Origin of the sequence: Bradyrhizobium sp. UNPF46 (assembly GCF_006658625.1) — a bacterium.
Classification (GTDB): Bacteria; Pseudomonadota; Alphaproteobacteria; order Rhizobiales; family Xanthobacteraceae; genus Bradyrhizobium; species Bradyrhizobium nitroreducens.
On the sequence record NZ_LFJB01000102.1, the window covers coordinates 20,427 to 46,685 of the forward strand.

Below are 26,259 nucleotides of genomic sequence, written 5' to 3' on the forward strand. Positions count from 1 at the left end.
AACAAATGAGCCAGCCGCAGGTTCTTATTTTTAGGACCCTCGGCAATCACCTCTGAAGGAGCGGCGTATATGAGCGGCGCACGTATGAGCGCGCTTGCGACCTTGCGCGGCCAGATCGAGCGCATCGAGACGGCGGGAGCCGTGCATCTGCACGAGCGCGTCGCGCTCGGCCACGGCGAGATCGACGGCGTGCTGAAGGGCGGACTTGCGCGCGCGGCGATCCACGAGGTGTTTTGCGAGGGCCGGCAGGGCACGGCCGCCACGGGGTTCGTCATGGGGCTCGCAGGGCGCATCTCGGCGCAGCGGCCCCTGCTGTGGGTGCGGCAGGATTTTTCGGAACTGGAAACCGGCGCGCTGTCGATGAGCGGGCTCGCCGAGCTCGGCCTCGATCCGCGCCGCGTGGTGATGGTGCGCGCCGCCGATGTCGAGAGCGCGCTGCGCACCTCGGCCGATGCGCTCGCCTGCGATGCGCTGGGCGCCGTGGTGCTCGAGCTCTGGGGCGATGTCAGGCAGTTCGATCTCGTGGCGAGCCGCAAGCTGACGCTGGCTGCGCAAGGCTCCGGCGTCACCGGCCTGATGCTGCGCATGGCCGCGCAGCCGCTGCCCTCGACTGCGGAGACGCGATGGATGCTGCGCGCGGCGCATTCGCCGCCGGGGTCCGTGTGGAGCGCCTGGGGCACGCCGCGCTTCGATGCCGAGCTCTTGCGTAATCGTCATGGCCTCTGCGGCCGGTGGATCATGGAATGGAATTGTGATGAGTGCCAGTTCAGTGAACCGTCGACGTATTCTCAGCCTGTGGCTGCCACGCCTGCCGATCGACCGGATCCAGCGGTTCTTTGGGAACGTCGGACTGCATAAAAACAATGAGCCCAGCATCGTCGTCATCAAGGACAACAATGCGCTGGTGATCCATGCCCTGGACGAGACCGCCGAGCGCCTCGGTCTGTATATCGGCCAGCCCCTGGCCAATGCGCGGGCGATGTGCCCGGACTTGCGTGTGTTCGACGCCGACGTCGTGGCCGATGCGAAGACGCTCAGCGACATCGCCGACTGGTGCGACCGCTTCACGCCGCTGGTGGCGCTCGATCCGCCGCACGGGTTGTTCCTCGACATCACCGGCTGCGCGCATCTGTTCGGCGGCGAAGCCGCGCTGCTCAAGACGCTGGTTCGTGCGCTTGCCCGCCAGGGCTTTGCCGTGGGGGCGGCGATCGCCGGCACCTCGGTCTGCGCGCGTACGCTGACGCGGCAGGCCTCCGGCAGCATCGTTCCCGATGGCGGCGAGGCGGCGGCGATCGACCGGTTTCCGGTGTCCGCGCTCGGTGCGGACGAGGCCATCACCACCGGCCTGCGCCGCGCCGGCCTGAAGACCATCGGCGACGTCGCCGCGCGCTCACGAAGCGAGATCACGGCGCGGTTCGGCGCCCGGTTTTCCACGCTGCTCGCCCATGCACTGGGGCAGGGCGATGCGCCGATCAGCCCGCGAAAACCGCTGCCCGATTACATCGTGGAAAAGCGTTTTGCCGAGCCGATCGCGACCGACACCATGATTGCGATGACGCTGTCGCGGCTCGCCGACACGCTGATCGCGTCGATGGAGAAGCAGGGAAAAGGCGCGCGGCGGCTGGAAGCGGCGTTCTTCCGCACCGACGGCGCGGTGCGTGCGATCATGGTCGAGACCGGACGTCCCGTGACGCGCAGCGCGGTGATCGACCGCCTGTTCCGCGAGCGGCTCGATGCGCTCGCCGATCCCCTCGATCCCGGCTTCGGCTTCGACATGGTGCGCCTGTCGGCGAGCCGCACCGAGATCGTGGTGCAGGAGCAGCGCGATCTCGACGCCCATGTCCATGACAATGACGAGCTTGCCGCGCTGATCGACCGCATCGCCGCGCGCATCGGGGGCAAGCGCGTGATCGTGCACCTGCCCGAGGATACTCATATCCCGGAGCAGGCGGCGCTGGCCGTGTCCGCGCAGCATCATCTCGCCGCCGCCATGCAGGCCGAATGGCCCGCACGTGTCGAGAGCGAGCCGCCGCTGCGTCCTTTAAGGCTGTTCGACAAGCCGGAGCCGGTCACCGTGCCGTTCGCGACCGTGCCTGACGGCCCGCCCCATCAATTCACCTGGCGTCGTGCAAAACATGCGGTCGTGCGGGTGGAAGGGCCCGAGCGCATCGCCATGGAATGGTGGCGGCAGGACGGCAAGCAACTGACGCGGGACTATTTCCGCATCGAGGATGCCGAGGGCCTGCGCTTCTGGATCTTTCGCGACGGTCTCTACGAGGGCGAGGTGTTCGACGCCGACGGCAAGCCCGCGCCGCCCAACTGGTATGTGCACGGTCTCTTCGCATGAATACGCTTAGCTATGCCGAGATCGGCATCACCACCAACTTCTCCTTCCTGCGCGGCGGCTCGGATCCCCGCGCCTATGTGCATCAGGCGAGCAAGCTCGGCATTCCCGCGATCGGTATTGCCGATCACAACACGCTCGCCGGCGTGGTGCGGGCCTGGAATGAGCTCGACAATGACAAGGTGGTGCACAAGCCGAAACTCCTGATCGGCGCCCGCATCGTCTTCGTCGACGGCACGCCCGATATTTTTGTGTACCCGCGTGATCGCGCCGCTTATGGCCGGCTGTGCCAGCTTCTCACCCGGGGCAAGCGCGGCGACGACATCACGCGGATCGAGAAGGGCGAGTGTCATCTCGGGTTTGCCGATCTTCTCGAATTCTCGGAAGGCCAGCTTCTGATCCTGACGCTGCCGCATCGTTTCGATCCCGTGCAGGCGCTCGATATCCTTGCCAAGCTCAGGACCAGCGGCGCTGAGGGTGTATGGCTGGCGGCGAGCCTGATCTATCGTGGCGATGACCGGCGACGCCTGGCACAGCTGGATGATCTAGCAGCCAAGGCAAAAGTGCCGCTGCTTGCGACCAACGAAGTGCTCTATCACGATCCCGGCCGCCGTCCGCTTCAGGATGTGCTGACCTGCATCCGCGAAAAGACCACGATCGAAGCGGTCGGACGTAAGCTGGAGGCAAATGCCGAACGCTTCCTGAAGACGCCAAGGGAGATGGCGCGGCTGTTCCGCGATTTTCCTGAGGCAATCGCGGAGACCATGCGTTTTGCGGACAGGATCGACTTCACGCTCGATCAGCTCAAATACCAATATCCTGATGAGCCGGTGCCGCCGGGCAAGACCGCGCAGGGGCATCTGGAGGATCTGACCTGGGCGGGCGTCGACAAATATTTCGGCGGCGAGATCGACGACAAGCTGCGCGCGACGCTCAACAAGGAGCTCGCGCTGATCGCCGAGCTGAAATACGCGCATTACTTCCTCACCGTGCACGACATCGTGCACTACGCGCGCAGCCAGAACATCCTGTGTCAGGGCCGCGGCTCGGCGGCGAATTCGGCCGTGTGCTACGTGCTCGGCATCACCTCGGTCGATCCGACCAAGGTCGACCTGCTGTTCGAGCGCTTCATCTCCAAGGAGCGGCTGGAGCCGCCCGACATCGACGTCGATTTCGAGCATTCGCGGCGCGAGGAGGTGATGCAATATGTCTACCGCCGCTACGGCCGCCACCGTGCCGCGATCATCGCCACCGTCATCCACTACCGTCCGCGCAGCGCCATTCGCGACGTCGGCAAGGCGTTGGGCCTGACCGAGGACGTCACCGCCGCGCTCGCCGACACCGTGTGGGGCAGCTGGGGCAAGGGCCTCAACGACATGCAGGTCAGGCAGGCCGGGCTCGATCCGCAAAATCCCATGATCAACCTCGCGGTCGAGCTTGCGACCGAGCTGATCGAATTCCCGCGCCATCTGTCCCAGCATGTCGGCGGTTACGTGCTGACCCAGGACAGGCTCGACACCTATGTCCCCATCGGCAATGCCGCGATGGACGACCGCACCTTCATCGAATGGGACAAGGACGACGTCGATGCGCTGAGCATGATGAAGGTCGACGTGCTTGCCCTGGGCATGCTGACCTGCATCAGGAAATGTTTCGATCTGATCGATCAGCACAAGGGTAAGCGCTACGTGCTGGCGGATATCAAGGGGGAGGATGACGACGAAGTCTATCAAATGCTGCAACGAGGCGAGTCGCTCGGCGTGTTCCAGGTCGAGAGCCGCGCCCAGATGAACATGCTGCCGCGTCTGAAGCCGCGAACCTTCTACGATCTCGTCATCGAGGTCGCGATCGTGCGGCCGGGGCCGATCCAGGGCGACATGGTGCATCCTTACTTGAGGCGACGAAACGGTCTGGAGAAGGTGACCTATCCCTCGCCATCCCCCGAGCATGGCCCCGCGGACGAGCTCTACAAGGTGCTGCACAAGACCAAAGGCGTGCCTTTATTCCAGGAGCAGGCGATGCGCATCGCGATCGAGGCGGCAAAATTCTCCTCCGAGGAGGCCAACGGCCTGCGCCGCTCGATGGCGACCTTCCGCAATGTCGGCACCATCGGCCAGTACGAGGAGAAGCTGATTGGCAACATGGTGGCGCGCGGCTACGATGCCAATTTCGCCCGAAGCTGTTTTGACCAGATCAAGGGCTTTGGCTCCTATGGCTTCCCGGAAAGCCATGCCGCGAGCTTTGCGCAACTCGTCTACATCTCGTCATGGCTGAAATATCATCACCCCGACGCGTTCTGCTGTGGTCTGTTGAACTCGCAGCCGATGGGCTTTTACGCCCCGGCACAGATCGTCGGCGATGCCCGCAAGAACGGTGTCGAGGTGCGTGACATCGACGTGTCCTACAGCTTTGCGCAGAACACGCTGGAGGAGGGGAGAGGCAGATACTGCGCCGTGCGCCTCGGCTTCCGCCAGATCGACGGTTTTCATTGGCTTGACGAGGATGAAGAGCAGTTGAAGCGCTCTCAGTCGTCATTCCGGGGCGCGCAAAGCGCGAACCCGGAATCCATCGGGCCGCATACGCCTGGCGGAATGGATTCTCAGATGCGCAATTGCGCATCAGAGCTCGACGCTGACGCGTCGCCCCGGAATGACAAGAAGGAAGACTGGGCCGACCGCATCGTCGCCGCCCGCGACCGCCGTCCTTTCACCTCGCTCGAGGATTTCGCCCGTGACACCGGCCTGCCCAAGCGCGCGCTGATCCTGCTCGCGGACGCCGACGCGTTCCGCTCGCTCGGGCTCGACCGCCGCGAGGCGCTGTGGCAGGTGCGGCGGTTGCCCGATGACGTGCCGCTGCCGCTGTTCGAGGCGGCGACCGCGCGCGAGCAGCCGGACGAGCATGCAAAGCCGCTGCCCGAGATGCCGCTCCCCGAGCAGGTGGTCGCGGATTACCAGACCATCCGGCTGTCGCTGAAGGGCCATCCCATGGAATTTCTGCGCGAGATGTTGTCGCGCGAGCGGATCGTCGCCTGCAAGGAGATCAGCCACGAGAACGAGCGGCGCCGTGTCCGCTGCGCCGGCGTGGTGCTGGTGCGGCAGCGGCCGGGCAGCGCCAGCGGCGTCGTGTTCATGACCTTGGAGGACGAGACCGGCATCGCCAATGTCGTGGTGTGGCCCAAGGTCATGGAGCAGTACCGCAAGGAGGTGATGGGCGCGCGCCTCATCGAGGTCCAGGGCTATGTCCAGAGCAGCCCCGAGAAGGTGACGCATCTCATCGCCCAGCGCATGATCGACCGCTCGCACGATCTGGTCGGCCTCGCCAACGATGCCCTCAGCCGCAAGCATCCTGTGCCGCTTGAGACCGGGGGCGAACTCAACGACGATCGCCGCGATCTCCCCGATATGCCCGCGCAGAAAATCCGCCACCCCCGCAACGTCCGCATCCTGCCGCCGTCGCGGGATTTTCATTGAAGCGTGGTGCGGGATTCGTCCACACCGTAATGCCGCGTCATACTCTCAGTCGTCATGCCCGGGCTTGTTCCGGGCATCCACGTCCTTCAGCGCGCGCGGCACCTCGTGGATGGCCGGGTCAAGCCCGGCCATGACGGAGGAGAGAACGATGCAAGCCGCGTTCTTCTCAAAAATTCACCCGGTTCGAGATCGCGCCGTCGACGACGAGATTCGATCCCGTGGTGAAGCCCGACACCGGGCTCGCCAGAAACACCGCCGCGCTCGCGATCTCCTGCGGCGTCGCCATGCGTCCGGTCGGATTGCGCTTCATCGCGTCGTTGTAGCGGTCGGGCATGTTCTTCTCGATCATCTCCCAGACGCCACCCTTGAAATAGACGGTGCCGGGCGACACGACATTCACGCGGATCTTCTTCCTGGCATATTGCCGCGCCAGTCCCTTGGCCATGTGGATCAGCGCGGCCTTGATCGGGCCGTAGGAGCTGGCCGTGTCGGCCTGCGCCGCCGAGATCGACGAGATGATGACGAAGGCGGCGTCGCCGCTGTTCGCGCCGCTCGCTTCGAGGAACGGCCGCGCAGCGTCGAAGGCATGCACGGCGCCGAGAACGTCGAGCTGGAAATTCTGCTGCCACGATGCAGGATCGTGACCCTGGGCCATCGCGCCGGCATTGGAGAACAGCAGGTCGACGCCGCCAAGCTCCTTTGCGGCGCTCTCGATCCAGGACTTCAGCGCCGCGCCGTCGGTGACGTCGACTGCGCCGCCGGTCGCCTTGATGCCGCTCGCCTTCAGTTCAGCGACGGTGGTCGCAACCTGATCGGCATTGCGGGCGCACACCGCGACATTGGCGCCTTCGCCGGCGAGCGTTGCCGCGATCGCCCGTCCGATGCCGCGCGTGCCGCCGAGCACGATGGCGTTCTTTCCTTTGAGACCGAGATCCATTGTTGGTTGTCCTTGTTGTTGGTGGCAGCGAGTGTAATTGTTTCGAGAGGAATTCAGAAGCCTCCACATCGTCATTGCGAGCCACCGGGTCCGCGCAAAGCGCGGCCCGATGACAGGCTCCGCGAAGCAATCCAGAAATGCATCTGCGGAAACAGTCTGGATTGCTTCGTCGCAAGAGCTTCTCGCAATGACGTGGAGAGAGACGGTGTCCTCACTCCGGCGCAGCCCCCACCGGCGGGCCGCCGGGCGGGCGGTGCAGGAAGGTCAGCGAGGCATAGGCACCGGCCCAGGAGCCGATCGCGGCGAAGGCGACGTAGACGGCGTTTTCGGTGTAGCTGATCACCGCGTAGGATGAGAGCAGGTACCAGACCGCGCTCCAGTTCGCCGCCGGGATACGCTTGCGCGCGATGACGGCCGAGGTGAACATGACGTAGACGGCGTCGGTCGCGGCCGTTGCGATGAACACGGCACCGGCGATGAGGGGATCAATGGCGGCCATTGCATTCCTTTCTGCGATCATGACATGGTTGAGAAAAGTACAGCAAATGACGAGGGAGAGAAGCGGTCATGCAAAGCCCCTCCGACATTCTCGAGAACATCTGGACGTCCGCCGGCGGCGATCCGGCTGCGCTCGAACGCGCGCGGCTGACCGGCGAGGAGCCGCAGCTTCCGTCCTCGTTCCGTGTCGCCGTCGCCGGACAAACGACCATCGCTGCCGCGGGCCTCGCTGCCGCCGAGATCTGGCGGCTGCGCAGCGGGCAGGTGCAGGACGTCTCCGTCGACATGCGCCATGCCGTCGCCGAGTGCCGCTCCGAACGCTATTTGCGTCTCGACGACAAGCCTCCGCCGCCGGCCTGGGACGCCATCGCCGGTGTCTACAGGACCGGCGATGGCCGCTTCGTCCGCTGTCATACCAACTTCCCGCATCATCGCGACGCCGTCTGCAGCGTGCTGGCCTGCGAGCCCGAGCGCGAGAAGGTGCAGGCGGCACTGATGCAATGGAAGGGCGAGGCGTTCGAAACTGCGGCTTATGCCGCGGGCGGCGTTGTCGCCCTGATGCGCTCTTACGACGAATGGTCGGCGCTGCCGCAGGCGCACGCGCTCGCGCAATTGCCGCTGATCTCGATCGAGAAGATCGGCGAGGCCGCGCCGAAACCGTGGCCGCAAAGATACGCGAAGGACGATCGTCCGCTTGCAGGTCTTCGCGTGCTCGATATCTCCCGCGTCATCGCAGGTCCCGTCGCCGGCCGCACGCTTGCTGCGCACGGCGCGGATGTGATGCTGGTGTCGGGTCCGGAGCTGCCCGCCATTGACTGGCTCACCATTGACACCGGCCGCGGCAAGCTCACCAGCTTCATCGAGCTGAAGAGTGAGACGGGCAGGGCGCAATTGCGCGAACTGTTGAAAGACGCCGACATCCTCTCGCAAGGCTATCGCCCGCGCGCTCTCGCAGCGCTCGGCTTTTCACCGGAGGATGCCGCGAGCTTCAATCCCGGCATCGTTTACGTCACGCTGTCAGCATATGGCCATGCCGGCCCCTGGGCCGAGCGGCGCGGCTTCGATTCCCTCGTGCAGACCACGACCGGATTCAATCACGCCGAGGGGCGCGCTGCCGGCCTCGATGGTCCCAAGGAATTGCCAGCGCAGATGCTCGACCATGCCACCGGCTATCTGATGGCGTTCGGCGCGACGATGGCCCGGATGCGCCAGGCCCGCGAAGGCGGCAGCTGGCACGTGCGCGTGTCACTGGCGCAGACCGGGCGCTGGCTGTGGAATCTCGGCCGGCTGGACGGCGGACTAAGTATCCCGGATCTTACGGGCGAAGCCGTACATGCTGCGTTCATCGAGAGCATGCCATCTGGATTCGGCATGTTGAAGGCGGTGCGTCATGCGGCGCTGCTGTCGGCGACACCGGCGCAATGGTCGCGTCCGGCGATGCCGCTCGGCAGTCATCCGGCACGGTGGCCGGCGCGAAGCTGACGTGAAGCTGACGCGTCGCAAAATTTTAACGCAAACCGAAAGCCGATCGGCACTTTTTAGGTTGTTTGAAATCCCAATTCGGCACTATTAGCGCAACCGATAAGGCAGGGACCTGCCGAGATCGTCGCAGACACGACCGGGCTCCATGGTAATTGAAAATACCAAGCGATTGCAGGTGTTTACGAAACAACGGGTGATCACATCCGTAGTTCTACTAGCTCTTGCCGGCGCCGGTGCCTACGGCTTCCTCTCTTTGGGGCCCAAGGAAAAGAAGCACTCCGAGATCTCCAGCCAGTCGCGCAGGAATGCGCAGAACTTCACACCGACCGCATCCGAATGGGCGACGCTGACGATCGAGCCGGTCAAGGCCAAGGCCTTCCGTGCCGAATACGTCACCGAAGGCAAGGTCGCCGTCGACGAGGACCGTTCGACCCCGGTGTTCTCTCCCTATGCGGGCCGCGTCACCAAGCTGCTGGCCAAGCCGGGCGAGACGCTGAAGCAAGGTCAACCGCTGTTCACAATCGAGGCCGCCGACACCGTGCAGGCCCAGAACGATTTCATCGCGGCGATGACCGCGCAGAACAAGGCGAAGTCGGCGATCGATCTGGCCGATATCCAGTTCAAGCGCGCCAAGGATCTTTACGAAGGCCACGCCATTCCGCTGAAGGATTACCAGCAGGCGGAAGCCACCCAGGTCCAGGCGCAGAACGACATGCGTTCTTCGGGGACCGCGTTGGAAGCCGCGCGCAACAAGCTGCGCATCCTCGGCTTCACCGACGAGACCATCAAGGCGTTCCAGGACCAGGGCATCATCAATCGGGAGATCACGATCTACTCGCCGATCTCCGGCACGGTCGTGCAGCGCAAGATCGGCCCCGGCCAGTATGTGAGCGCCGGCGCCAGCGATCCGGTGTTCGTAATCGGCGACCTCTCCACCGTCTGGCTCACCGCCTTCGTGCGCGAGAGCGACGCGGCCGCGGTGTGCATCGGCCAGGACATCACCGTCAACGTGATGGCGCTGCCGGGCCGGCCGTTGACGGCCAAGATCAACTACGTCGCCGCTGCGATCGATCCCGCCACCCGCCGCCTGCTGGTCCGCGCCACGATCGACAACAAGGACGGCCTGCTCAAGCCGGAAATGTTTGCCAACGTCACGATCTACTCGGCCGGCGACCGCGCCGCGCCGGCCGTGCCGAAACAAGCTTTGATCTATGAGGCCGACAAGGTCCGCATCTGGGTTGCGCGCGACGACAAGTCGGTCGAGCTGCGCGAGATCAAGATCGGCCTCATCAACGGTAACCTCGTCGAGGTCACCAGCAATCTCCGACCCGGCGAGCAGATCGTCGTCAAGGGCAGCCTGTTCATCGACCGCGCGGCGTCCGGTAGCTGATCGACGACCCAATAAACTCAAGACAAACTGAAGCTTGAATGGATCGTCTCGTCGCCCTTGCCGTCAACCGGCGCTTTCTGATGGTTGGGATGTTCGTCGCCGTGCTGATTGGCGGCGTGATCGCATTCAACCAGCTCAACATCGAAGCCTATCCCGACCCGACCCCGCCGATGGTCGACATCGTGACGCAGTCGCCGGGGCTGTCGGCGGAGGAGATCGAGCGCTACATCACGATCCCGATCGAGACTCAGGTCGCGGGCCTGAAGAACATCACGACCATCCGCACCATCTCGCTCTACGGTCTGTCCGACGTCAAAATCCAGTTCTCGTTCGCCTACACCTATGACGAGGCGCTGCAGCAGGTGTTGAACCGCCTGGCGCAGCTGGCGCCGCTGCCGGGCAACGTGCAGCCGCAGATCTCGCCGCTCAGCCCGATCGGCGAGATCTTCCGCTACCGTCTCGTCGGTCCGCCGAACTACAGCGTGCTCGATCTCAAGACCATCCAGGACTGGATTCTGCAGCGCCGCTTCCGCGCCGTGCCCGGGGTGATCGACGTCACCGGCTGGGGCGGCAAGAGCAAGACCTACGAGATCCAGGTCGATTTCAACAAGCTCGTCGCCAACGGCCTGACGCTGCCGCAACTGCTACAGGCGGTCGGAAATGCGAACGTCAATGTCGGCGGCAACACCGTCAATATCGGCCAGCAATCGGCCGTGGTCCGCGGCGTCGGCCTGATCCGCTCCATCGACGATGTCGCCAACACCATGGTCTCGCAGACCAATGGAAATCCGGTGCTGGTCAAGGACGTCGCCACCGTCACCGTCGGTCAGAAGCCGCGCCTCGGCATCGCCGGCATCGACGATGCCGACGACATCGTGCAGGGCATCGTGCTGATGCGCCGCGGCGAGCAGAGCTCGCCAACCATCAAGCGCGTCCACCAGCTCGTCCAGACCATCAACAACTCCAGCATCCTGCCGCCCGGCGTGCGCATCGAGCGCATCTACGACCGCGGCGACCTGATCGCGCTCACCACCCACACCGTGCTGCACAACATGGTGGTCGGCATTCTCCTCATCGTGCTGTTGCAGTGGATCTTCCTCGGCGACCTCCGCAGCGCGCTGATCGTCGGTGCCACCATTCCGTTCGCGCTGTTCTTCGCCGTCATCATCCTGGTGCTGCGCGGGGAATCGGCCAATCTGCTGTCGGTGGGGGCGATCGATTTCGGCCTGATCGTCGATGCCACCGTCATCATGGTGGAGGCGATCTTCCGCCGCCTGACGCAGACGACGCCGATGTCGGAATCCGAGCACATGTCCAACGAGACGCTGTTCGGCATGAAGAGCCACGCCATCCTCAGCGCGGCCGCCGACGTCTCGCGCTCGATCTTCTTCGCCGCGGCGATCATCATCGCGGCCTTCCTGCCGCTGTTCACGCTGTCCGGCGTCGAGGGCAACATCTTCGGGCCGATGGCCCGCACCTATGCCTATGCGCTCGCCGGCGGGCTGCTTGCGACGTTCACGGTCACGCCGGCATTGTCCGCGATCATCCTGCCCGCGCATGTCGAGGAAACCGAGACCAGGGTCATGCGGATCCTGCATCGCCTGTACTCGCCTCTGCTGCAATGGGCGGTCGCCAATCGCGCCATCGTGCTCGGCGGCGCGGTCGGGCTCGTGCTGATGACGGTGGCGCTCGCCCGGCTGCTCGGCCTCGAATTCCTGCCGAAGCTGGAGGAGGGCAATCTCTGGATTCGCGCCACGCTGCCGCCGACCATCTCGCTCCAGGAGGGCAACAGCTACGTCAACGAGATGCGCAAGCTGATCCGCGCCCGGCCCGAGGTCGAGTCCGTCGTATCGCAGCACGGCCGTCCCGACGACGGCACCGACGCCGCCGGCTTCTTCAACGCCGAGTTCTTCGCGCCGCTGAAGCCGATCAGCCAATGGCCCGGGACCCGCGACAAGGAAGAGCTGACCGCGCAATTGCTCAAGCAGCTCGACGACCGCTTCCCCGGCGTCGAGTTCAACTTCTCGCAATATCTTCAGGACAACGTCTCCGAAGCCGTCTCCGGCGTGAAGGGCGAGAACTCGATCAAGCTGTTCGGCAGCGACCTTCAGGCGCTGACCGACACCGCCAACAAGATCAAGCAGGTGCTGTCGACAGTTCAGGGCGTCACCGACCTTGCGGTGTTCACCTCGCTCGGGCAGCCGACGGTCCAGATCGACATCAATCGCGCCAAGGCCGCGCGCTATGGCCTCGCGCCCGGCGACATCAACGCCACCATCAAGGTCGCGATCGGCGGCGATACGGCCGGCGATCTCTACGAGCCCGGTTCCGACCGTCACTTCCCGATCATCGTTCGTCTCGCGCCGGAATATCGCCGCAGCGCCGAGGCGATCCAGAATTTGCGCATCGGCGCACCCGGGCCGAACGGCACCGTCACGCAGATTCCCCTCAGCGAGGTCGCCACCATCAGCCTCGTCTCGGGCGCGGCCTACATCTATCGCGAGCAGCAGGAACGCTACCTGCCGATCAAGTTTTCGGTGCGTGAGCGCGACCTCGGCAGCGCGATCCGCGAGGCCCAGGACAAGATCGCCGAGCAGGTGCAGCTGCCGCCCGGCTCGCACATGGAATGGGTCGGCGAGTTCGGCAATCTCCAGGACGCGATCCGCCGCCTGTCGATCGTGGTGCCGATTTCGCTGGCGCTGATCGGCGTGCTGCTCTGGTTCAATTTCGGCTCGATGGCCGACACGCTGCTCGCGATGAGCGTGATCCCGATGGCGATCTTTGGCGGCGTGCTCGGCCTTCTGATCTCAGGCACGGCGTTCAGCGTCTCCGCGGCGATCGGCTTCATCGCGCTGTTCGGCATCGCGGTGATGGATGGCATCATCATCCTGTCGCAGTTCAACCAGCTGATCGAAGAGGGCATGGACCGCATGAGCGCGGTGGTGCGCACCGGCGAGCTGCAGCTTCGTCCGGTGCTGATGACCTGCGTCGTCGCCGGCGTCGGCCTTCTGCCGGCGGCGCTGTCGGAGGGCATCGGCTCGCAGGTGCAGAAGCCGCTCGCCGTCGTCGTCGTCACCGGCATGATGCTGGCGCCGGTCGTGATCCTCGTGACCTTGCCGGTCCTGATCTCGTTCTTCTCGCGCCGCGCGCGCTGACGTCAAAAGCCGTAAAGTCGCGCCGGGTTGTCGACCAGAATCTTCTTGCGCACGGCGGCATCGGGTGCCCACACCGGCAACTGGTTGAGGAGACGCCCGTCGTCGATCTGATAGAGCGGCGCGATGTCGGTGGCCTTGCGTCCTTCGACGCGACTGGAATCCGGATGCGGCCAGTCGGTGCCCCAGACGATGCGGTCCGCATTGGCCGCGATCAGCGCCTGCGCGTAGGGCACCATGTCCTGATAATCGGGCGCGAGCTTCGACGAGCGGTAGGCGCCCGAGATCTTCACATAGGCCTTGCCGGACTTCACCAGCGCGACGAGGTCCGAGAAGCCGGGCTGTTCCAGGCCACGCTCGGCTTCGAGCCCGCCGAAATGGTCGAAGACGACCGGGACCGGTGCGCTCTCGACGAGATCCTTGATCGCCGCGATCATCGCAAGCGTGGTGTAGAGCTGCACGTGCCAGCCGCGCGCCTTCATGCGCTCAACGGCGGCTGTGAAGCGCGGCCGGGCGACATTGGGATCGTTGACGCCGCCGGTCGCGAGATTGAGACGGATGCCGCGGAAGCCGTCCTGGTGCATAGCGTCGAGCTGCGCTTCCGTCGTCTTGTCGTCGATCACGGCGACGCCGCGCGCATCCGGGCCGCGTGCCTTCATGCCGAACAGGGTGGAGGAATTGTCGGTGCCGTAGACGCTCGGCGTCACGATCACCACGCGTTCGATATGAAGCGCCTTGTGGAGTGCAGCCATTTCCTCCGGGGAGGCCAGCTCGGGCGTGTAGACGCGCCCGGCGAAGAACGGAAACTTTTCGGGATCGCCATGGATGTGGGTATGGCAGTCGCAGGCATGCGGCGGAACATCGAAATTGATCGGCGTCGCGGGCTGCGCCGCGCGCGCGTGGGCTCTGTTGGTCATGGCTACTCCGGCGGCGAGGGAGGCAAGCAGAAGACAGCGTCGGTTGAGCACGGTTTCTCTCCCTGATTTTTTTTCGGTCGCACGGCACGGTATCACATCGGCCCGCCAGCCGCCGCAGCGCTTCGCTGCATGGCTGCTCGACAAGCACCGCAAGCGGGCGTGGGCCGTCGATGCGCCGGCTCGATGATCTGAAGCTATTGTCCCGACGGTGTGCGCAGGCCGTGCCAGGCATCGCGGACCTGGTGGTAGTGCACCTCGGGCAGGTAATCCGGCGTGTTCAGATTCAGCGTCTTGACGTCGAGATGGCCGATGGCGCTGAGCAGCGTGTAGGAGGCGATGACGCGGTCGCGTTGCGCACCGATCAGGCGGGCCTTGGCCTGGATCAAATCGGCCTGCGAGTTCAAAACGTCGACTGTCGTGCGCTGCCCGCCGGCGGCCTCGCGTTGCACGCCCTGCAGTGCGACGGTCGCCGCCTTCACCTCGGACTCCGAGGCCGAGACCGCGACCTTGGCGCCTTCATTGGCGACCCAGGCGCTGACCGCCGCAGTGCGCGCCTGGTTGCGCACCTGGTCGAGCACGAGACGGCTCTGCGCGGTGATCTCCTTGGCCTGCCGGGTCTGCGCGGCGGCCTGGCCGCCGTCATAGATCGGCGCGGTGACGTTGGCGACGATGGAGGCCTGGTCCTCGGCGAAGGTGCCGAGCGTCGGGTCGTTGTTGCGACTCTTGCTGGCGCTGCCCTGGATGGTGGCACTCGGCAGCAGCGCGCCTTCGGCGACGCGGATATTGGTGGAGGCGACGTCGACGTCGAAGCCTGCCGCCATCACGGCTGGGTGCTGGCGGATCGCCATTGTCAGCACATCCTCGCGGCTCTTCGGCAGATAACGATCGACCACTTCGGCGGCCCGAAGCTGCGATGGCGCATTGCCGATCACCTGTGCGTATATCGCCTGGCTGACTGCGAGCGCGACCTCGGCGGCGTTGAGGTCGGCAAGTCCGCGGTTGAGACGGGCCTCGGCCTGGGCGCTGTCGGTCGGCGTGACATCACCGGCGTTGAGGCGGCGCTGGGTGACCGAGAGCGTTTCGCGCAGGAAGGCGACGTTGGAGCGCTGCGCCTCGACCAGCGACTGGTTGGCGAGCACGTTGGTGTAGGCGGTTACCGCGTCGAGCAAGACGCCCTGGCCGACATTGCGTAGCGCCTCGCGGCCCGACTGCACCTGGAACTCGGCGGCGCGCACGTTATTGGCGGTGCGGAAGCCGTTGAACAAGGTCTGCGTCACGGTGACGCCGATGACCCATGGCTTCAGATTGGCGGTCTGGATCGTGTTGTTGGGCAACAGATTGCGCACCGATTGCAAGCCGGCGCTGAGGCTTGCCACGAGTTGCGGCCGGTAACCGGCGAGGGCCTGCGGCACGTTCTCGTCCGTGGCGCGTTGCCGCGCACGTTCGGCATTGAGCTGTGGATTGGTCTGGTAGGCCTTGGCGAGCGCCTCCGGCAGGGCTTCGGCCCGCGCAGCGGCGGGCAGGGCGCAACAGAGCGCCAGCGTGGTCCATGTCGCAAGCACAGGACCCACGCCCGATCGATGCCGCGTCATCACGCGACCAGCTCTGGCGGTACGCCCAATCATGTAATCCTGCTTAACCCCGGCTGTCCGCCCCCGCCGACGGGGCCTCTTAACTGTTTAACCAGCCGAGGTCCCGCAGGCAAACTGCCGCGGGGGAAACTCCCATGAAATCCGTGCTTGTTGCAGCTTCGTCACAGGGATTTAGCGGGAACGCGGCCGAGCCTTACACCAGCCTGACCGTCCGCCCGCGTCAGCGGTTCTTGTTCACCGGCTTGCGCTTCTCGATGAACGCCGCCATGCCCTCGGAGCGGTCCTCCAGCGCGAAGGTCGCGTGGAACAGGTTGCGCTCGACGCTCATGCCCTCGGCGAGCGTGGTCTCGAAGGCGCGGTTCACCGCTTCCTTGGCCATCGCGACCGCAGGGCGCGACATCGACGCGATCTTCTCGGCCGCCGCCATCACTTCGTCCATCAGCTTGTCGGCGGGCACGATGCGGCTGACGAGACCTGAACGTTCGGCTTCCGCAGCATCCATCATGCGGCCGGTGAGGCACAAATCCATCGCCTTGGACTTGCCGATCGCGCGCGTCAGGCGCTGGGTACCGCCGATGCCGGGAATGGTGCCGAGCGTGATCTCGGGCTGGCCGAACTTGGCGGTGTCGGCGGCGATGATGAAATCGCACATCATGGCGAGCTCGCAGCCGCCGCCGAGCGCATAACCGGCGACCGCTGCGATCGTCGGCTTGCGGCAACGCGCGAGGCGGTCGCCTCCGATCGCGGCAAAATCCTCCGAGAACATGTCGATGAAGCCCTTCGGCTGCATCTCCTTGATGTCGGCGCCGGCGGCAAAAGCCTTCTCGCTGCCGGTCACGACGATGCAGCCGATGGCGTCATCGGCCTCGAGGTCGTCGACGGCCGCGGCGATTTCGCGGAAGACGCCGAAGGAGAGCGCGTTGAGCATCTTCGGCCGGTTCAGCTTGATGATACCGACCGCACCGGTGCTTTCGACGATGATGTGTTCGAACGTGCTCATGCTTCACCCACGCTTTTGATTGGGCGGGCAATGTGCCCGCTGGCGCGGATGCCTTCAAGAGGGGCCGGGGACGCAGGACGCGCCGGCCGCGCGTCCTGGCCGAACCGGCAATCAGGCCATGAACATGCGTGCGGCGGACGCCAGCGTCAGCAGCGTGCCGACGCCGATGAAGATCTTGCCGATCAGGGAGCTCTGGTCCCAGGCCGAGCTCTGCTGGCTGCTCGCCATGACCGGTGCGGGCCGGGGCTGGGCCTCGGTTGCGGCAAGGACCGTCTTCTGTGCCGGTGGGCTGTCCTGTTGCAGGGCGCGATCGATGTCGCTGAGCTGATCGGCTGCGACGACCTGGCTCTCGGCGTTCGGGGCGTTGGTATTGTCGGCGGCCGCCTGGACGTTGTCGTTGGCGCGATCCGTCATCGCGGAGGCCGCAGCCGCGGTCGGCGTATCGGTGGCGGCGAGCTGCGCGTTGGCGTTGGCGACCGCCGGCGGCATCTGGCTCGACACCGGCACGTCATTGTCGGCCTTGTTGTCGGCCGTCTTGCCATCAGGCTTGTTGCCATCAGATTTGGCCGCGTCGGCCTTTGCCGGGGTGTCGGTCTTGTCGCCCGACTTCTGCGCCGTCATGCTGCTCCCGGTGCGGCGTGACTCATGGCGCCGGTGCTTGCCGGGCTTGGCCGTGTCGGCCCGCTGGCCCGCGCTGTCCGATTTGCCGGTGGTTGAGCTTGGGGCCGCCTGTGCGAGGCCTCCAAACAGCAGCAACATTCCGGCCAGAATGATCAGGGCCGCGCGCCCGCTGGCTTTCATCATGGTGATGATCTCCCCAATTCCGCCCGTCCCGGAGCGAACAGAGACCCTGGGCCGTGACGACAGCGGGGCAGAAAATGGGAATCTTCGGGCTGCACCGGGCAAAAACGGGGCAAACCGGCCCGGTACCGCCGGCCGCCGGGTGCGGTGCGAGCGGATCGGTGTTATGAGCCGTCGCAGAGGTTGACGGCCGGATCGGTCGCGAGGTCCGGCTCTGATCACGAATTTGTGATCTCGCGCCGATCCGCGTAACAAACTGAACGAACGGCCGAATTGCATGGTGAGGGGCGCGCGTGCGCGGACGTGAGGACGAATGGACCGGCCTGATGCGGTCGGCCATGGCAGGCGATGATGCGGCATATCATCGCCTGTTGAAGGCGGTCACGCCGGTGCTGCGCGCCGCGGCGAGGCGTGGTCTGGCGCGGGCCGGGCAACCCCCTGATCAGGCCGAGGATATCGTGCAGGAGATTTTGTTGGCGGTGCACTTGAAGCGGCACACCTGGGACAGCGAAGCACCCTTCGCGCCGTGGCTGTTCGCGATCGCCCGCAACAAGCTGATCGATGCGCTCAGGCGGCGCGGCAGGCGGGTCTTCGTCAACATCGACGATTTCGCCGAGACGCTGCCGGGCGAAGCGCCGCAGGAGACGGCCTCCGCGGGCGAGGTCGCAGCCCAGCTCAACACGCTGCCGCAGCGCCAGCGCGACGTGCTGCAGTCGATCGCGGTCGAGAGCGCCTCGATCAAGGACACGGCGACGAAGTTTTCGATGAGCGAAGGCGCGGTGCGGGTCGCACTGCATCGCGGACTTGCCGCGCTGACGGCCAAACTGCGGGACCACTAGTCATGGATACCGATCAACTGATCCGCTCGCTCGCAGCCGACAACGCCCACCGCGCGCCGCGCGTCGGCACCATGCTGACCACGGCGCTGCTGGTCGCCGCGCCCTTGTCGATCCTGATTTTCGCGACCTTCCTCGGCGTGCGGCCCGACGTGATGACGGCCATGCGCAACCCGTTCTTCGACATGAAGTTCGCAGTCACGCTGTCGCTCGCGATCCCCGCGATCATCGTCAGCCTGCATCTGTCACGCCCCGAGGCCTTGATGCGCGGCTGGGCCTGGCTGCTGCTGCTCCCCGTCGGGCTGCTTGCGGTTGCGATCGGGAGCGAGGCGATGATGGCGCCGGCCATGCCGATGACGATGCGGCTGGTGGGCAAGAATTCCAGGGTGTGCCTGATTGCGATCCCTGCGATGTCATTGCCGCTGCTCGCAGGCGCGCTGTTCGGCCTGCGCCATGGCGCGCCTGCGCGGCCCGCGCTGGCCGGTGCGTTCGCCGGCCTGGTGTCGGCCGGCCTTGCCGCGACGCTCTATGCCTCGCACTGCACCGACGATTCACCCCTGTTCGTCGCGACCTGGTACACGCTCGCGGCGGCGTTCGTCGCGGCGGTGGGCGCGTTGGCCGGCTCGAAGGTCCTGAGATACTAGACGCTGCGGTCTTACGCCGCCGGCGTGGTGGTCTGCTGCATGCGGTGGAAGCGCAGCACCTGCTGCGCGGTCGATGAGCGCAGCGCCTCGTAAGTATCGCGCAGCGTCAGCATGTCGGTCTGCGAGCCGCCCGAGAGCTTCTCGCGCATGGCGATGATGGCGCGCACGCTCGGCCAGGACATGCCCGCGACCTTGGCGAGGATCATGACGCCCTCGGTGCGGCTTTCGATCATCATGGTCTCGGCGGTCTCGACCGCGACGCCGGCGAGCGCGGCAAGCCCCGCATTGGTTTCGTCGAACTTGCCTTGCTCGGCAAAGGTGGTGACCTGGAATTCGTTGAGACGGCCGTCCGCGTGCAGCGACTTCACCAGCGCCCGCGCCATCTCGGTCTGCTTCGTCATGGCGGCGGCGCGCACCCGCTGGGCCACTTCCTGGACCACGCTCGACACCTCGTCCGCGAGCTCCGGATGCGCAGCCTCGAGCTTGCGGCGCACGCTCAGGGAGGCTCTCGCGACCAGCTTCAAATAATGATGACGCGGCAGGTCCTTGCGCAGGCCGATGCAGGCGGCGAGGTCGCCGTCGCGTTCGGCGCGGGTGACGAGGTCGGACAGGCTTCCTTCTGAGAGCCGCGCGCCCGGATTGCCGACGGTCGACTGCACCACATCGTCATTGCCGCGGCTGACCAGCACGTCGGTCAGCGCTTCCGACAGCACCCGCCGAAGCGAGATCGCCTTGAGATGCGCCTGGCCCCTCGTGCGCGCGATCTCGATCAAGGTCGTCTCGTCGAGCCGTTCCGATTTCGACAGCACGGGGCCCGAGACCTCGATGACCTCGTCGAGCGCGAGCGTGCGGATGATGTTCGGAGGCGCGGCCGCGATCGGTGCGAGGCGGTCGGCGAGCAGCGCCCTGGCTGAAACCTCGATCTGCTCGATCAGGCACTGGAACACGTCGTCGAACACGCGGATATGGTCGTCGGAATAGTCCACCGCGTTGCCGACGAAGAGATCAGTGACACGGCGCAGCGTCTCGACGCGGAGCGCGACGGTGCCGTGCGACAGCGCAGCCTGCAATTCCTCGAGCAGATTCTCGGATGATCTTGCGGATTTGGATCTCATTGCCCTGTCCTGGAGCGTTCGGTCCGGCGGCGGCTGCTGCCACGTCGGGAGGAAATGGATTGGTCAGCTCGTTGCGATGCGGTTGCGCCCTTGCGCCTTGGCGGAATAGAGCGCGCGGTCGGCGCGCGCGAGAAACGTGTCGGCAGTATCGGTCTCGCGCAGCGTCACGACGCCCGCAGAAATGGTCACGCGCATGCCCGGCGAGAAGGCGCTCCAGTCGAGATCGGCGACGATGCTGCGCAAGCGTTCGAGCATGCGCAGCGCGGCGTCGCCCGACGTGTCCGGCAGCAGCAGCAGAAATTCCTCGCCGCCGTAGCGGCCGAAGCTATCGTCCGGACGGATGTTGGCGAAAATGGTGATCGCGAAGGTGCGTAGCACCTCGTCGCCGACGGGATGGCCGTGGGCGTCGTTGATGCGCTTGAACCAGTCGAGATCGATCAGCGCGATCGCGATTGGCGTCGACGTCTGCCGCGATTTTTCGATCTCGACGTCGAGAAGGCGCATGATGCAGCGGCGATTGTAGGAGCCGGTGAGTTCGTCGAGCTCGGCCAGTTCCTCGATGCGCTGATAGGCGGCCTTCAGCTCGATGCTGCGCCGGTACAGGATCTTGCGCAGAGTGGCGCCGAACAGGCCGAGGAAGGCGCACTGGCCGATCACCAGCACGAAGCACAGCATCGAGGCGGTTCGCTCCAGGCGGGTCCTGACCGGCAGTCCGATCGGCAGGTCCGAGCCCAGGAAGACGACGGCGAGCCCGCAGGTGGCAAGGCCCCAGGTGACCATCGCCTGGCTCGAGGTCATCCGCAGCGTGCCGAATGCGAAGATCAGGAACAGCACGGCGATGAACGCGACCCCGATCGTCGGCACGGCGAGCAGGAACACCAGTTGCAGCGCCATATGCGCCGAGATCTGGAAAACGGTGAGGTAGTGATCCTCAAAGCGGTCACCGAAGCCGGCTTCCGACAGCACGGTAAACGTGCCGATGATCAGCAGGCCGCCAAGCCAGAACAGCGATGGAACGGCCGTCGAGACCACGCCGCCATAGGCGTAGAGCAGCAGGACGGAGGCGCCCAGCGAATAGCTCGCCACCTGGCCGATATACATCTGGCGGCGCTGCCGGGCCCGGCGCGCCAGGACTTCGGGGGCGGCCGTCTCGGGCGCCAGCACGAGATCCGCGACCTCAGCGGCATTCCTCTCGGGAAAGGACGTCGCGGCCGTGTTCATGGTCCCGCCAGTGGTGGTGTCAGCGCAAAAATCTACGTGGCAAGCCTTTAGGTTTGGTATCCTTTGAAACCGAATCCGAACCGTGCAGCGCGGAACAAGGTGAAGGGCCCGCGGGAGAAATTTGCCGGCGGACCGGGCACCAGTCTGCGATGCGATCGAGCCTAATTCGGACTTGGCGAGACATATGTCGTGCAGGGCTGCTATGGAACCGGACGAGGTTGGGCCGCCTGTACCGGACAGGCATGCCGCAGGGAAGAATTGCAGTACTATGTTACCGATCTGGATGATGGCGGCTGACCGCCGTGGGTGTGCCAATAAAAGCGCGCGTATGTGGGGTGGATCACACAGACGCCCGTATGACTGCGGTAGGCTGAACAATTTTGCCCCCCCTGTCGAACCGTCCGCCGTGCCGACCCGACCAACTTTGCGAGACGGGCATTGAGCGTGACACAGGCGGCTTCGGACGAGGTCCTCATCGCCAGGATCGCTCAGGGTGACCGGCTCGCCATGCAGGTGCTGTACGGGCGGCACCATGTCAGGGTGTATCGTTTCGGGCTGAGGCTCGTGCGGGACGAGCAGGCGGCGGAAGACCTCATCAGCGAGGTGTTTCTGGACGTCTGGCGTCAAGCCGGCAAGTTCGAGGGCCGATCCGCTGTTTCCACCTGGCTGCTGGCAATCACCCGGTTCAAGGCCCTGTCTGCGCTCCGGCGCAGAAAGGATTTTGAACTGGACGAAGACGCCGCCAACGCGATCGAGGATACGTCCGACGATCCGGAGACGGTGGTGCAGAAGAAGGATACCAGTGAAGCGTTGCGGGAGTGTCTGACCGGCCTCTCGCCGGACCACCGGGAAATCGTCGATCTCGTCTACTACCACGAGAAGTCCGTGGAAGAGGTGGCTGAGATCGTCGGCATTCCGGAGAACACTGTGAAGACGCGCTTGTTCTATGCGCGCAAGAAACTGGCCGAACTGCTGAAGGCAGCCGGCGTTGAGCGAGGCTGGCCATGATGGCTTTGAGCAAGAAGATGCTGGAGCAAGAGCCCAGTGAAATTGAACTCCTGCTGCCGTGGCACGCGGCCGGCACCCTGAACGCGCGCGATGCGCGCCGGGTCGAGGAAGCGCTGGCGCGCGATCCGGCTCTGGCGAAGCAATATGCCGCGATCCGCGGCGAGTACGAAGAGACCATCCATCTGAACGAGAGCCTGGGCGCTCCGTCGGCGCGCGCGATGCAGAAGCTGTTCGCCGCGATCGACGCCGAGCCGGCGCGGGCGAGCGGTTCGCTGCCGCTGTCGGCGCGCATCGCGACCTTCTTCGCGAGCCTGTCGCCGCGCGCGCTGGCCTGGTCGGCCAGCCTTGGCGCCGTCGCGCTGGTGCTGCAGGCCGGCATCATCGGCGCCGTGCTGATGAAGAAGCAGCCCGCGACCTTCCAGACCGCCTCGCTCTCGACCAGTGCGCCGATCACGCGCGAACTCGGGTCAACCGCCGCACCGGCGCGCGCACTGGTGCGTTTCACGCCCGAGGCGCGCGTCGCCGACATCACCGCGCTGCTCGACAGCTATCAGGCCTCGATCATCGGAGATGCCAAGGGCGGCATGTTCCGCCTCCAGTTCGACAGGGCCTTGAGCCAGGACGAGCTTGCCTCGCTGCTCGGCAAGATGCAGCGCGAGAAGTTCGTCAACCTCGCCGTCGCGGCGCCCTAGGCGCGCCGCTGAGCCGATGACGGGCAAGTCCAAGAGCAGGTTGCGCGCCGGGGCCCACGTTTCGTCGGTCGGCGCCGCGCTTCTGATCGCCACCTGTCTCGGCGTCGAGATCGCTAAGGCGCAGGCGATCATGCGCACGCCCACGATCAGCTTGCCCTCGCGAACGCCGACCATCTCGTCGAACATCACCCCGCGCGTCAGTCCCAACGTCGCCGCGCGCGCGGTCAGCGTCGATCGCGGCCCGCGCACCATCGCGGCCATCCCCCACACCACGACCTCGCGCATCCGGCCGACGACGGTGCTGCCCTATGCGCGCTACTCGCCGAACCTGTATCCGGCCTGCACCGCGCCCTATCGCGCTGCCGACGGCGAATGCCTGGCGCAGCCGAATGCCGGCGGCGAAGGCACGGGGAAATCGGGCAAGAAGAGCGCGGGCAAGGGCCGCGGCAGCAATACGCCGGCCGCGATGAATTCGACCAGCTTCGCCAACGAATTCGTCGCCGAGATCGACGGTGCGCTGTCGCCGGCCGAGGCCGACGAGCTGGCGCGCCGGCACGGCTTGACGCGCATTTCCTCGGAAAATTTCCCGCTGATCGGTGCCACGTTCGGCCTGTTCCGGATCACCGACGGCCGGCCCACCGAGACGGTGCGGCGGGAATTCGCGGCCGACGGCAGCGTGCGCTCGGTCCAGCCGAACTTCCGCTATCTGCTTCAGGACCAGAAATCGACGACCCTCAGCGAGGGCGATCCCGCGCAATACGCGCTGGCCAAGCTTCGCCTGCCGCAGGCGCATACGCTGGCGCACGGCGCCAACGTCACGGTGGCCGTGATCGACTCCGGCATCGACGCCGGACACCCCGAGCTTGCCAATTCCGTCGCGGACAATTTCGATGCGCTCGGTAGCGCCGAGGGGCCGCACATCCACGGCACCGGCATCGCCGGCGCGATCGTGGCGCATTCCCGGCTGATGGGCAGCGCGCCCGAGGCCCGCATCATCGCGATCCGTGCCTTCGGCGGCGCCAATGGCGGCGCCGAGAGCTCGTCCTACATCATCCTGCGCTCGCTGAATTATGCCGCCGAGCACGGTGCGCAGATCGTCAATATGAGCTTTGCCGGCCCGAAGGACGCGGTCATCGAGCGGGCCATCGCGGCGACCGCCGCGCGAGGTCTCGTGCTGATTGCCGCTGCCGGCAATGCCGGCGCGAAATCGCCGCCGCTCTACCCGGCCGCCAATCCGAACGTGATCGCGGTCAGCGCGACCGACCAGCAGGACCGGTTGTTCAGCGCGTCCAACCGCGGCAATTACATCGCCATCGCCGCCCCCGGCGTCGACATCTTCCTGCCGGCGCCGGACGGCAAGTACCAGATGACGTCGGGAACCTCGTTCTCGGCCGCCTATGTCTCCGGCGTCGCGGCGTTGCTGCTCGAGCGCAACTATGCCTTGAAGCCGGAAGCGCTGCGCACGACGCTGACGAAGACCGCGCGCGACCTCGGCTCGCCCGGGCGCGACGAACTCTTCGGCGACGGCCAGACCGATGCATTTGCCGCGGTCATGGCTATTCCCGCCGACAGCACGACGCCGGTTGCGGCTGCGTCCGGTACAACAAAACGTGAAGATGCCGCGAAGCGTCGCGATGAGCCCAATAGCCGCGCGATCGAACAACCCTCGCTGTCGAGTGCGGACGATAAATCCGCGGTTTCTCAGACGGATAGGCCGGCGACGCGATAGCGGCTGGGTCGAAGACGCGCGGGAGATCGAAGCTCAAAAAAGCGAACCCCGCGTTGAACGTTCAGCTGGCTGCCACGACCAAATTATGTGGGAGCGGTTATCCCTCCCCATCAGTCATATCAGGCGCGAGCGCCCATCCACCCCAAGCGCCCATATGGCTCGACCCGTCCGGTTGTCCCCCCGGACGGGTCTTTTCTTTTCAGAGCGTTTTCGAGCGAAGTGGATTCCGGTCTGCGGGAAGACAACGCGTCGAAACGAGGGGCCAGAGCTTCGGTTGTGATTCACTCGGACCCGCAGCTCTGGGCGTCGGATTCTTTGAAACTTCGCGTGCGCTCAGCTTTCGGTTGAAAGGTCGCGTCGACGTCCACGGCCATCGTTCGGGCAACACGCCGCACGTCCGCTATGCTTGTGCGAAGCTTGACTCGAAAACACAGTAAATCTCCGCACGACTACGGTGTTTGGCGATGTGCGCCGTGTCGTTGCTGGACAAGTCAAAACTTTTCCACAAAATATTCATGTCACGTCTAAATTGATTCGTGTGCGTTGCGTCCCCGCGTCCGTATTTTCTCCTGACGGGCTGGTTTATGACACTTCGCCAAGAATCTGACTGCACGTCTGTTCGTGCCGTGGCTGTTGGTCGCGACGTTGCGGCGCGCTGGTGCGCTCTCGCCGAGCAGCGGCTGCAGCACCTCTCCGAAATGTTCGAGACCGGCCGCTGGCGGCGTTATCATTCAGAGATCGCATTCCTCGAGAACATCCAGGAGGCCAAGCGCGCCGTCCAGACCTGGCGTGCGCTCGCAACCGGCGCTGACGTTGCCGAGGCGGCTGCAAGCGTGACGCCCGCCTTCGGCTGGTCGCCGGCGGCCATGCCCCGCGTGTTTCCGCGTGAGCCGCAGGTGCAGACCGTGCAGCCGAAGGCCGTCCACATCGCCCCCGAGACCGCCGTGCCGGTCAGGCTCGATCCGAAGCCGGGCGTTCTCGCCGAGATCACCGAAGCCCCGATCGCGCCGCTTGCCGCGCCCGCAGCGGTGGCGTCGTTCACCGCGCCTGCCGGGATGCCGCCGCTCAAGGCTCCCGCCACGAAGGCCGCCCCGCTCACCGCACCCGCCGTGAGGTCGCCGCTCGCGCCTGCGGCCACGGCGCCGTTCACCGCGCCGGAAGTGAGGCCGCCCCTCGCGGCGCCTGCCGCGAAGCCGCCGAAGGCCGCGCCTGCTGCGATGGCAGCGCTCCTGCCGCAATTCGCCCCGCCGGCCGAGGAAATCGTCGCGGCCCCGGAGCGCGTCGTCGAATTCACCTTCAGCCTCGACGGCCTGGAAGCCAAGTACCCGCTGCTCAGGAACGCGTTCTAGAGCGTTTTCGAGCGAAGTGGACACCGGTTCGCGTGAAGAAAACGCGTCAAAACAAGAATCTAGAGCTTCGGTTCTGATTCAA

The 26,259-nt window shown here is 65.5% G+C and carries 20 protein-coding genes; 12 read left to right on the forward strand and 8 right to left on the reverse strand.

Annotated features, from left to right (window positions below; all coding sequences use genetic code 11):
- Nucleotides 1-69 precede the first annotated feature (69 nt).
- From UNPF46_RS33495 to UNPF46_RS33505, 3 genes are read left to right on the forward strand one after another with little or no spacing between them, the layout of a single operon-like run.
- On the forward strand, nucleotides 70-858 hold the full coding sequence (locus UNPF46_RS33495; protein ID WP_142252924.1) for an ImuA family protein: 789 nt from the start codon (nucleotides 70-72) through the stop codon (nucleotides 856-858).
- Nucleotides 755-2,347, forward strand: coding sequence for a Y-family DNA polymerase (locus UNPF46_RS33500; RefSeq protein WP_181770235.1), 1,593 nt, complete (start codon nucleotides 755-757; stop codon nucleotides 2,345-2,347). The genes UNPF46_RS33495 and UNPF46_RS33500 overlap by 104 nt, the downstream gene beginning before the upstream one ends.
- Nucleotides 2,344-5,814 (forward strand): error-prone DNA polymerase, encoded by a 3,471-nt coding sequence (locus tag UNPF46_RS33505; RefSeq protein WP_142252925.1) that lies wholly within the window; start codon nucleotides 2,344-2,346, stop codon nucleotides 5,812-5,814. Before UNPF46_RS33500 ends, UNPF46_RS33505 begins: the two co-directional genes overlap by 4 nt.
- Before the next feature lie 166 nt (nucleotides 5,815-5,980).
- Here the strand turns inward: UNPF46_RS33505 and UNPF46_RS33510 are convergent, their stop codons facing one another.
- Together UNPF46_RS33510 and UNPF46_RS33515 are read right to left on the reverse strand one after the other, a co-directional pair.
- Entirely contained in the window at nucleotides 5,981-6,751 is a 771-nt protein-coding gene (locus UNPF46_RS33510; protein ID WP_142252926.1) for an SDR family NAD(P)-dependent oxidoreductase, read from the reverse strand.
- A 211-nt stretch (nucleotides 6,752-6,962) separates the two neighbouring features.
- The gene (locus tag UNPF46_RS33515) at nucleotides 6,963-7,250 is read right to left on the reverse strand and encodes a hypothetical protein (protein ID WP_100180235.1); all 288 of its coding nucleotides are present in this window, start codon (nucleotides 7,248-7,250) and stop codon (nucleotides 6,963-6,965) included.
- A gap of 68 nt (nucleotides 7,251-7,318) precedes the next feature.
- Here UNPF46_RS33515 and UNPF46_RS33520 point away from each other — a divergent pair, with 68 nt between their 5' ends.
- From UNPF46_RS33520 to UNPF46_RS33530, 3 genes are all read left to right on the forward strand, one after another.
- Nucleotides 7,319-8,731, forward strand: a complete 1,413-nt coding sequence (locus tag UNPF46_RS33520) for a CoA transferase (protein ID WP_142252927.1) — start codon at nucleotides 7,319-7,321, stop codon at nucleotides 8,729-8,731.
- Between the two features lie 145 nt (nucleotides 8,732-8,876).
- Nucleotides 8,877-10,121, forward strand: a complete 1,245-nt coding sequence (locus tag UNPF46_RS33525; protein WP_100180233.1) for an efflux RND transporter periplasmic adaptor subunit — start codon at nucleotides 8,877-8,879, stop codon at nucleotides 10,119-10,121.
- 38 nt (nucleotides 10,122-10,159) lie between these two features.
- Complete coding sequence (locus UNPF46_RS33530) at nucleotides 10,160-13,276, forward strand: efflux RND transporter permease subunit (RefSeq protein ID WP_100180232.1); 3,117 nt, start codon at nucleotides 10,160-10,162, stop codon at nucleotides 13,274-13,276.
- Between the two features lie 2 nt (nucleotides 13,277-13,278).
- Here UNPF46_RS33530 and UNPF46_RS33535 read toward each other — a convergent pair whose 3' ends face one another.
- From UNPF46_RS33535 to UNPF46_RS33550, 4 genes are all read right to left on the reverse strand, one after another.
- The gene (locus UNPF46_RS33535) at nucleotides 13,279-14,241 is read right to left on the reverse strand and encodes an amidohydrolase family protein (protein ID WP_142252928.1); all 963 of its coding nucleotides are present in this window, start codon (nucleotides 14,239-14,241) and stop codon (nucleotides 13,279-13,281) included.
- A gap of 143 nt (nucleotides 14,242-14,384) precedes the next feature.
- A complete protein-coding gene (locus UNPF46_RS33540; protein WP_181770237.1) occupies nucleotides 14,385-15,782 on the reverse strand; it encodes a TolC family outer membrane protein in 1,398 nt (465 codons plus the stop codon).
- Nucleotides 15,783-16,002: 220 nt separating this feature from the next.
- Nucleotides 16,003-16,782 (reverse strand): enoyl-CoA hydratase, encoded by a 780-nt coding sequence (locus UNPF46_RS33545; RefSeq protein WP_142252930.1) that lies wholly within the window; start codon nucleotides 16,780-16,782, stop codon nucleotides 16,003-16,005.
- 111 nt (nucleotides 16,783-16,893) lie between these two features.
- A complete protein-coding gene (locus UNPF46_RS33550) occupies nucleotides 16,894-17,586 on the reverse strand; it encodes a hypothetical protein (RefSeq protein ID WP_142252931.1) in 693 nt (230 codons plus the stop codon).
- Between the two features lie 290 nt (nucleotides 17,587-17,876).
- Between UNPF46_RS33550 and UNPF46_RS33555 the strand changes: the two genes are divergently transcribed.
- Together UNPF46_RS33555 and UNPF46_RS33560 are read left to right on the forward strand one after the other, a co-directional pair.
- Nucleotides 17,877-18,422: a sigma-70 family RNA polymerase sigma factor gene (locus UNPF46_RS33555; RefSeq protein WP_100180227.1), complete on the forward strand. Its 546-nt coding sequence runs from the start codon at nucleotides 17,877-17,879 to the stop codon at nucleotides 18,420-18,422.
- A gap of 2 nt (nucleotides 18,423-18,424) precedes the next feature.
- On the forward strand, nucleotides 18,425-19,063 hold the full coding sequence (locus tag UNPF46_RS33560; RefSeq protein ID WP_100180226.1) for an NrsF family protein: 639 nt from the start codon (nucleotides 18,425-18,427) through the stop codon (nucleotides 19,061-19,063).
- A gap of 11 nt (nucleotides 19,064-19,074) precedes the next feature.
- On the opposite strand, the gene UNPF46_RS33565 is transcribed toward UNPF46_RS33560, so the two are convergent.
- Complete coding sequence (locus tag UNPF46_RS33565; RefSeq protein ID WP_142252932.1) at nucleotides 19,075-20,178, reverse strand: DUF2336 domain-containing protein; 1,104 nt, start codon at nucleotides 20,176-20,178, stop codon at nucleotides 19,075-19,077.
- 63 nt (nucleotides 20,179-20,241) lie between these two features.
- Nucleotides 20,242-21,399, reverse strand: a complete 1,158-nt coding sequence (locus UNPF46_RS33570; RefSeq protein WP_142252933.1) for a GGDEF domain-containing protein — start codon at nucleotides 21,397-21,399, stop codon at nucleotides 20,242-20,244.
- Between the two features lie 438 nt (nucleotides 21,400-21,837).
- On the opposite strand from UNPF46_RS33570, the gene UNPF46_RS33575 reads away from it, so the two are divergent.
- The 4 genes from UNPF46_RS33575 to UNPF46_RS33590 all read left to right on the forward strand — a co-directional run bounded on the left by UNPF46_RS33575 (nucleotide 21,838) and on the right by UNPF46_RS33590 (nucleotide 26,177).
- Nucleotides 21,838-22,407 carry a sigma-70 family RNA polymerase sigma factor gene (locus tag UNPF46_RS33575; protein WP_174719206.1) on the forward strand — a complete coding sequence of 190 codons (570 nt, stop codon included), beginning with the start codon at nucleotides 21,838-21,840 and terminating at the stop codon, nucleotides 22,405-22,407.
- Nucleotides 22,404-23,099 carry a hypothetical protein gene (locus UNPF46_RS33580; protein ID WP_100180222.1) on the forward strand — a complete coding sequence of 232 codons (696 nt, stop codon included), beginning with the start codon at nucleotides 22,404-22,406 and terminating at the stop codon, nucleotides 23,097-23,099. The genes UNPF46_RS33575 and UNPF46_RS33580 overlap by 4 nt, the downstream gene beginning before the upstream one ends.
- 16 nt (nucleotides 23,100-23,115) lie before the next feature.
- Nucleotides 23,116-24,828 carry a S8 family serine peptidase gene (locus UNPF46_RS33585; RefSeq protein WP_142252934.1) on the forward strand — a complete coding sequence of 571 codons (1,713 nt, stop codon included), beginning with the start codon at nucleotides 23,116-23,118 and terminating at the stop codon, nucleotides 24,826-24,828.
- A 626-nt stretch (nucleotides 24,829-25,454) separates the two neighbouring features.
- Nucleotides 25,455-26,177: a TIGR03809 family protein gene (locus tag UNPF46_RS33590; protein WP_181770236.1), complete on the forward strand. Its 723-nt coding sequence runs from the start codon at nucleotides 25,455-25,457 to the stop codon at nucleotides 26,175-26,177.
- The last annotated feature ends 82 nt before the right edge of the window (nucleotides 26,178-26,259 follow it).

What these genes read in the sequence shown, in the direction of transcription:
- UNPF46_RS33580 (WP_100180222.1), top strand. Translation starts at nt 22,404, where the DNA reads ATGATGGCTTTGAGCAAGAAGATGCTGGAGCAAGAGCCCAGTGAAATT.
- UNPF46_RS33565 (WP_142252932.1), bottom strand. Translation starts at nt 20,178, where the DNA reads ATGAGATCCAAATCCGCAAGATCATCCGAGAATCTGCTCGAGGAATTG.
- UNPF46_RS33510 (WP_142252926.1), bottom strand. Translation starts at nt 6,751, where the DNA reads ATGGATCTCGGTCTCAAAGGAAAGAACGCCATCGTGCTCGGCGGCACG.
- UNPF46_RS33505 (WP_142252925.1), top strand. Translation starts at nt 2,344, where the DNA reads ATGAATACGCTTAGCTATGCCGAGATCGGCATCACCACCAACTTCTCC.
- UNPF46_RS33540 (WP_181770237.1), bottom strand. Translation starts at nt 15,782, where the DNA reads ATGACGCGGCATCGATCGGGCGTGGGTCCTGTGCTTGCGACATGGACC.
- UNPF46_RS33570 (WP_142252933.1), bottom strand. Translation starts at nt 21,399, where the DNA reads ATGAACACGGCCGCGACGTCCTTTCCCGAGAGGAATGCCGCTGAGGTC.
- UNPF46_RS33560 (WP_100180226.1), top strand. Translation starts at nt 18,425, where the DNA reads ATGGATACCGATCAACTGATCCGCTCGCTCGCAGCCGACAACGCCCAC.
- UNPF46_RS33520 (WP_142252927.1), top strand. Translation starts at nt 7,319, where the DNA reads ATGCAAAGCCCCTCCGACATTCTCGAGAACATCTGGACGTCCGCCGGC.
- UNPF46_RS33495 (WP_142252924.1), top strand. Translation starts at nt 70, where the DNA reads ATGAGCGGCGCACGTATGAGCGCGCTTGCGACCTTGCGCGGCCAGATC.
- UNPF46_RS33585 (WP_142252934.1), top strand. Translation starts at nt 23,116, where the DNA reads ATGACGGGCAAGTCCAAGAGCAGGTTGCGCGCCGGGGCCCACGTTTCG.
- UNPF46_RS33530 (WP_100180232.1), top strand. Translation starts at nt 10,160, where the DNA reads ATGGATCGTCTCGTCGCCCTTGCCGTCAACCGGCGCTTTCTGATGGTT.
- UNPF46_RS33545 (WP_142252930.1), bottom strand. Translation starts at nt 16,782, where the DNA reads ATGAGCACGTTCGAACACATCATCGTCGAAAGCACCGGTGCGGTCGGT.
- UNPF46_RS33525 (WP_100180233.1), top strand. Translation starts at nt 8,877, where the DNA reads ATGGTAATTGAAAATACCAAGCGATTGCAGGTGTTTACGAAACAACGG.
- UNPF46_RS33500 (WP_181770235.1), top strand. Translation starts at nt 755, where the DNA reads ATGAGTGCCAGTTCAGTGAACCGTCGACGTATTCTCAGCCTGTGGCTG.
- UNPF46_RS33550 (WP_142252931.1), bottom strand. Translation starts at nt 17,586, where the DNA reads ATGATGAAAGCCAGCGGGCGCGCGGCCCTGATCATTCTGGCCGGAATG.
- UNPF46_RS33515 (WP_100180235.1), bottom strand. Translation starts at nt 7,250, where the DNA reads ATGGCCGCCATTGATCCCCTCATCGCCGGTGCCGTGTTCATCGCAACG.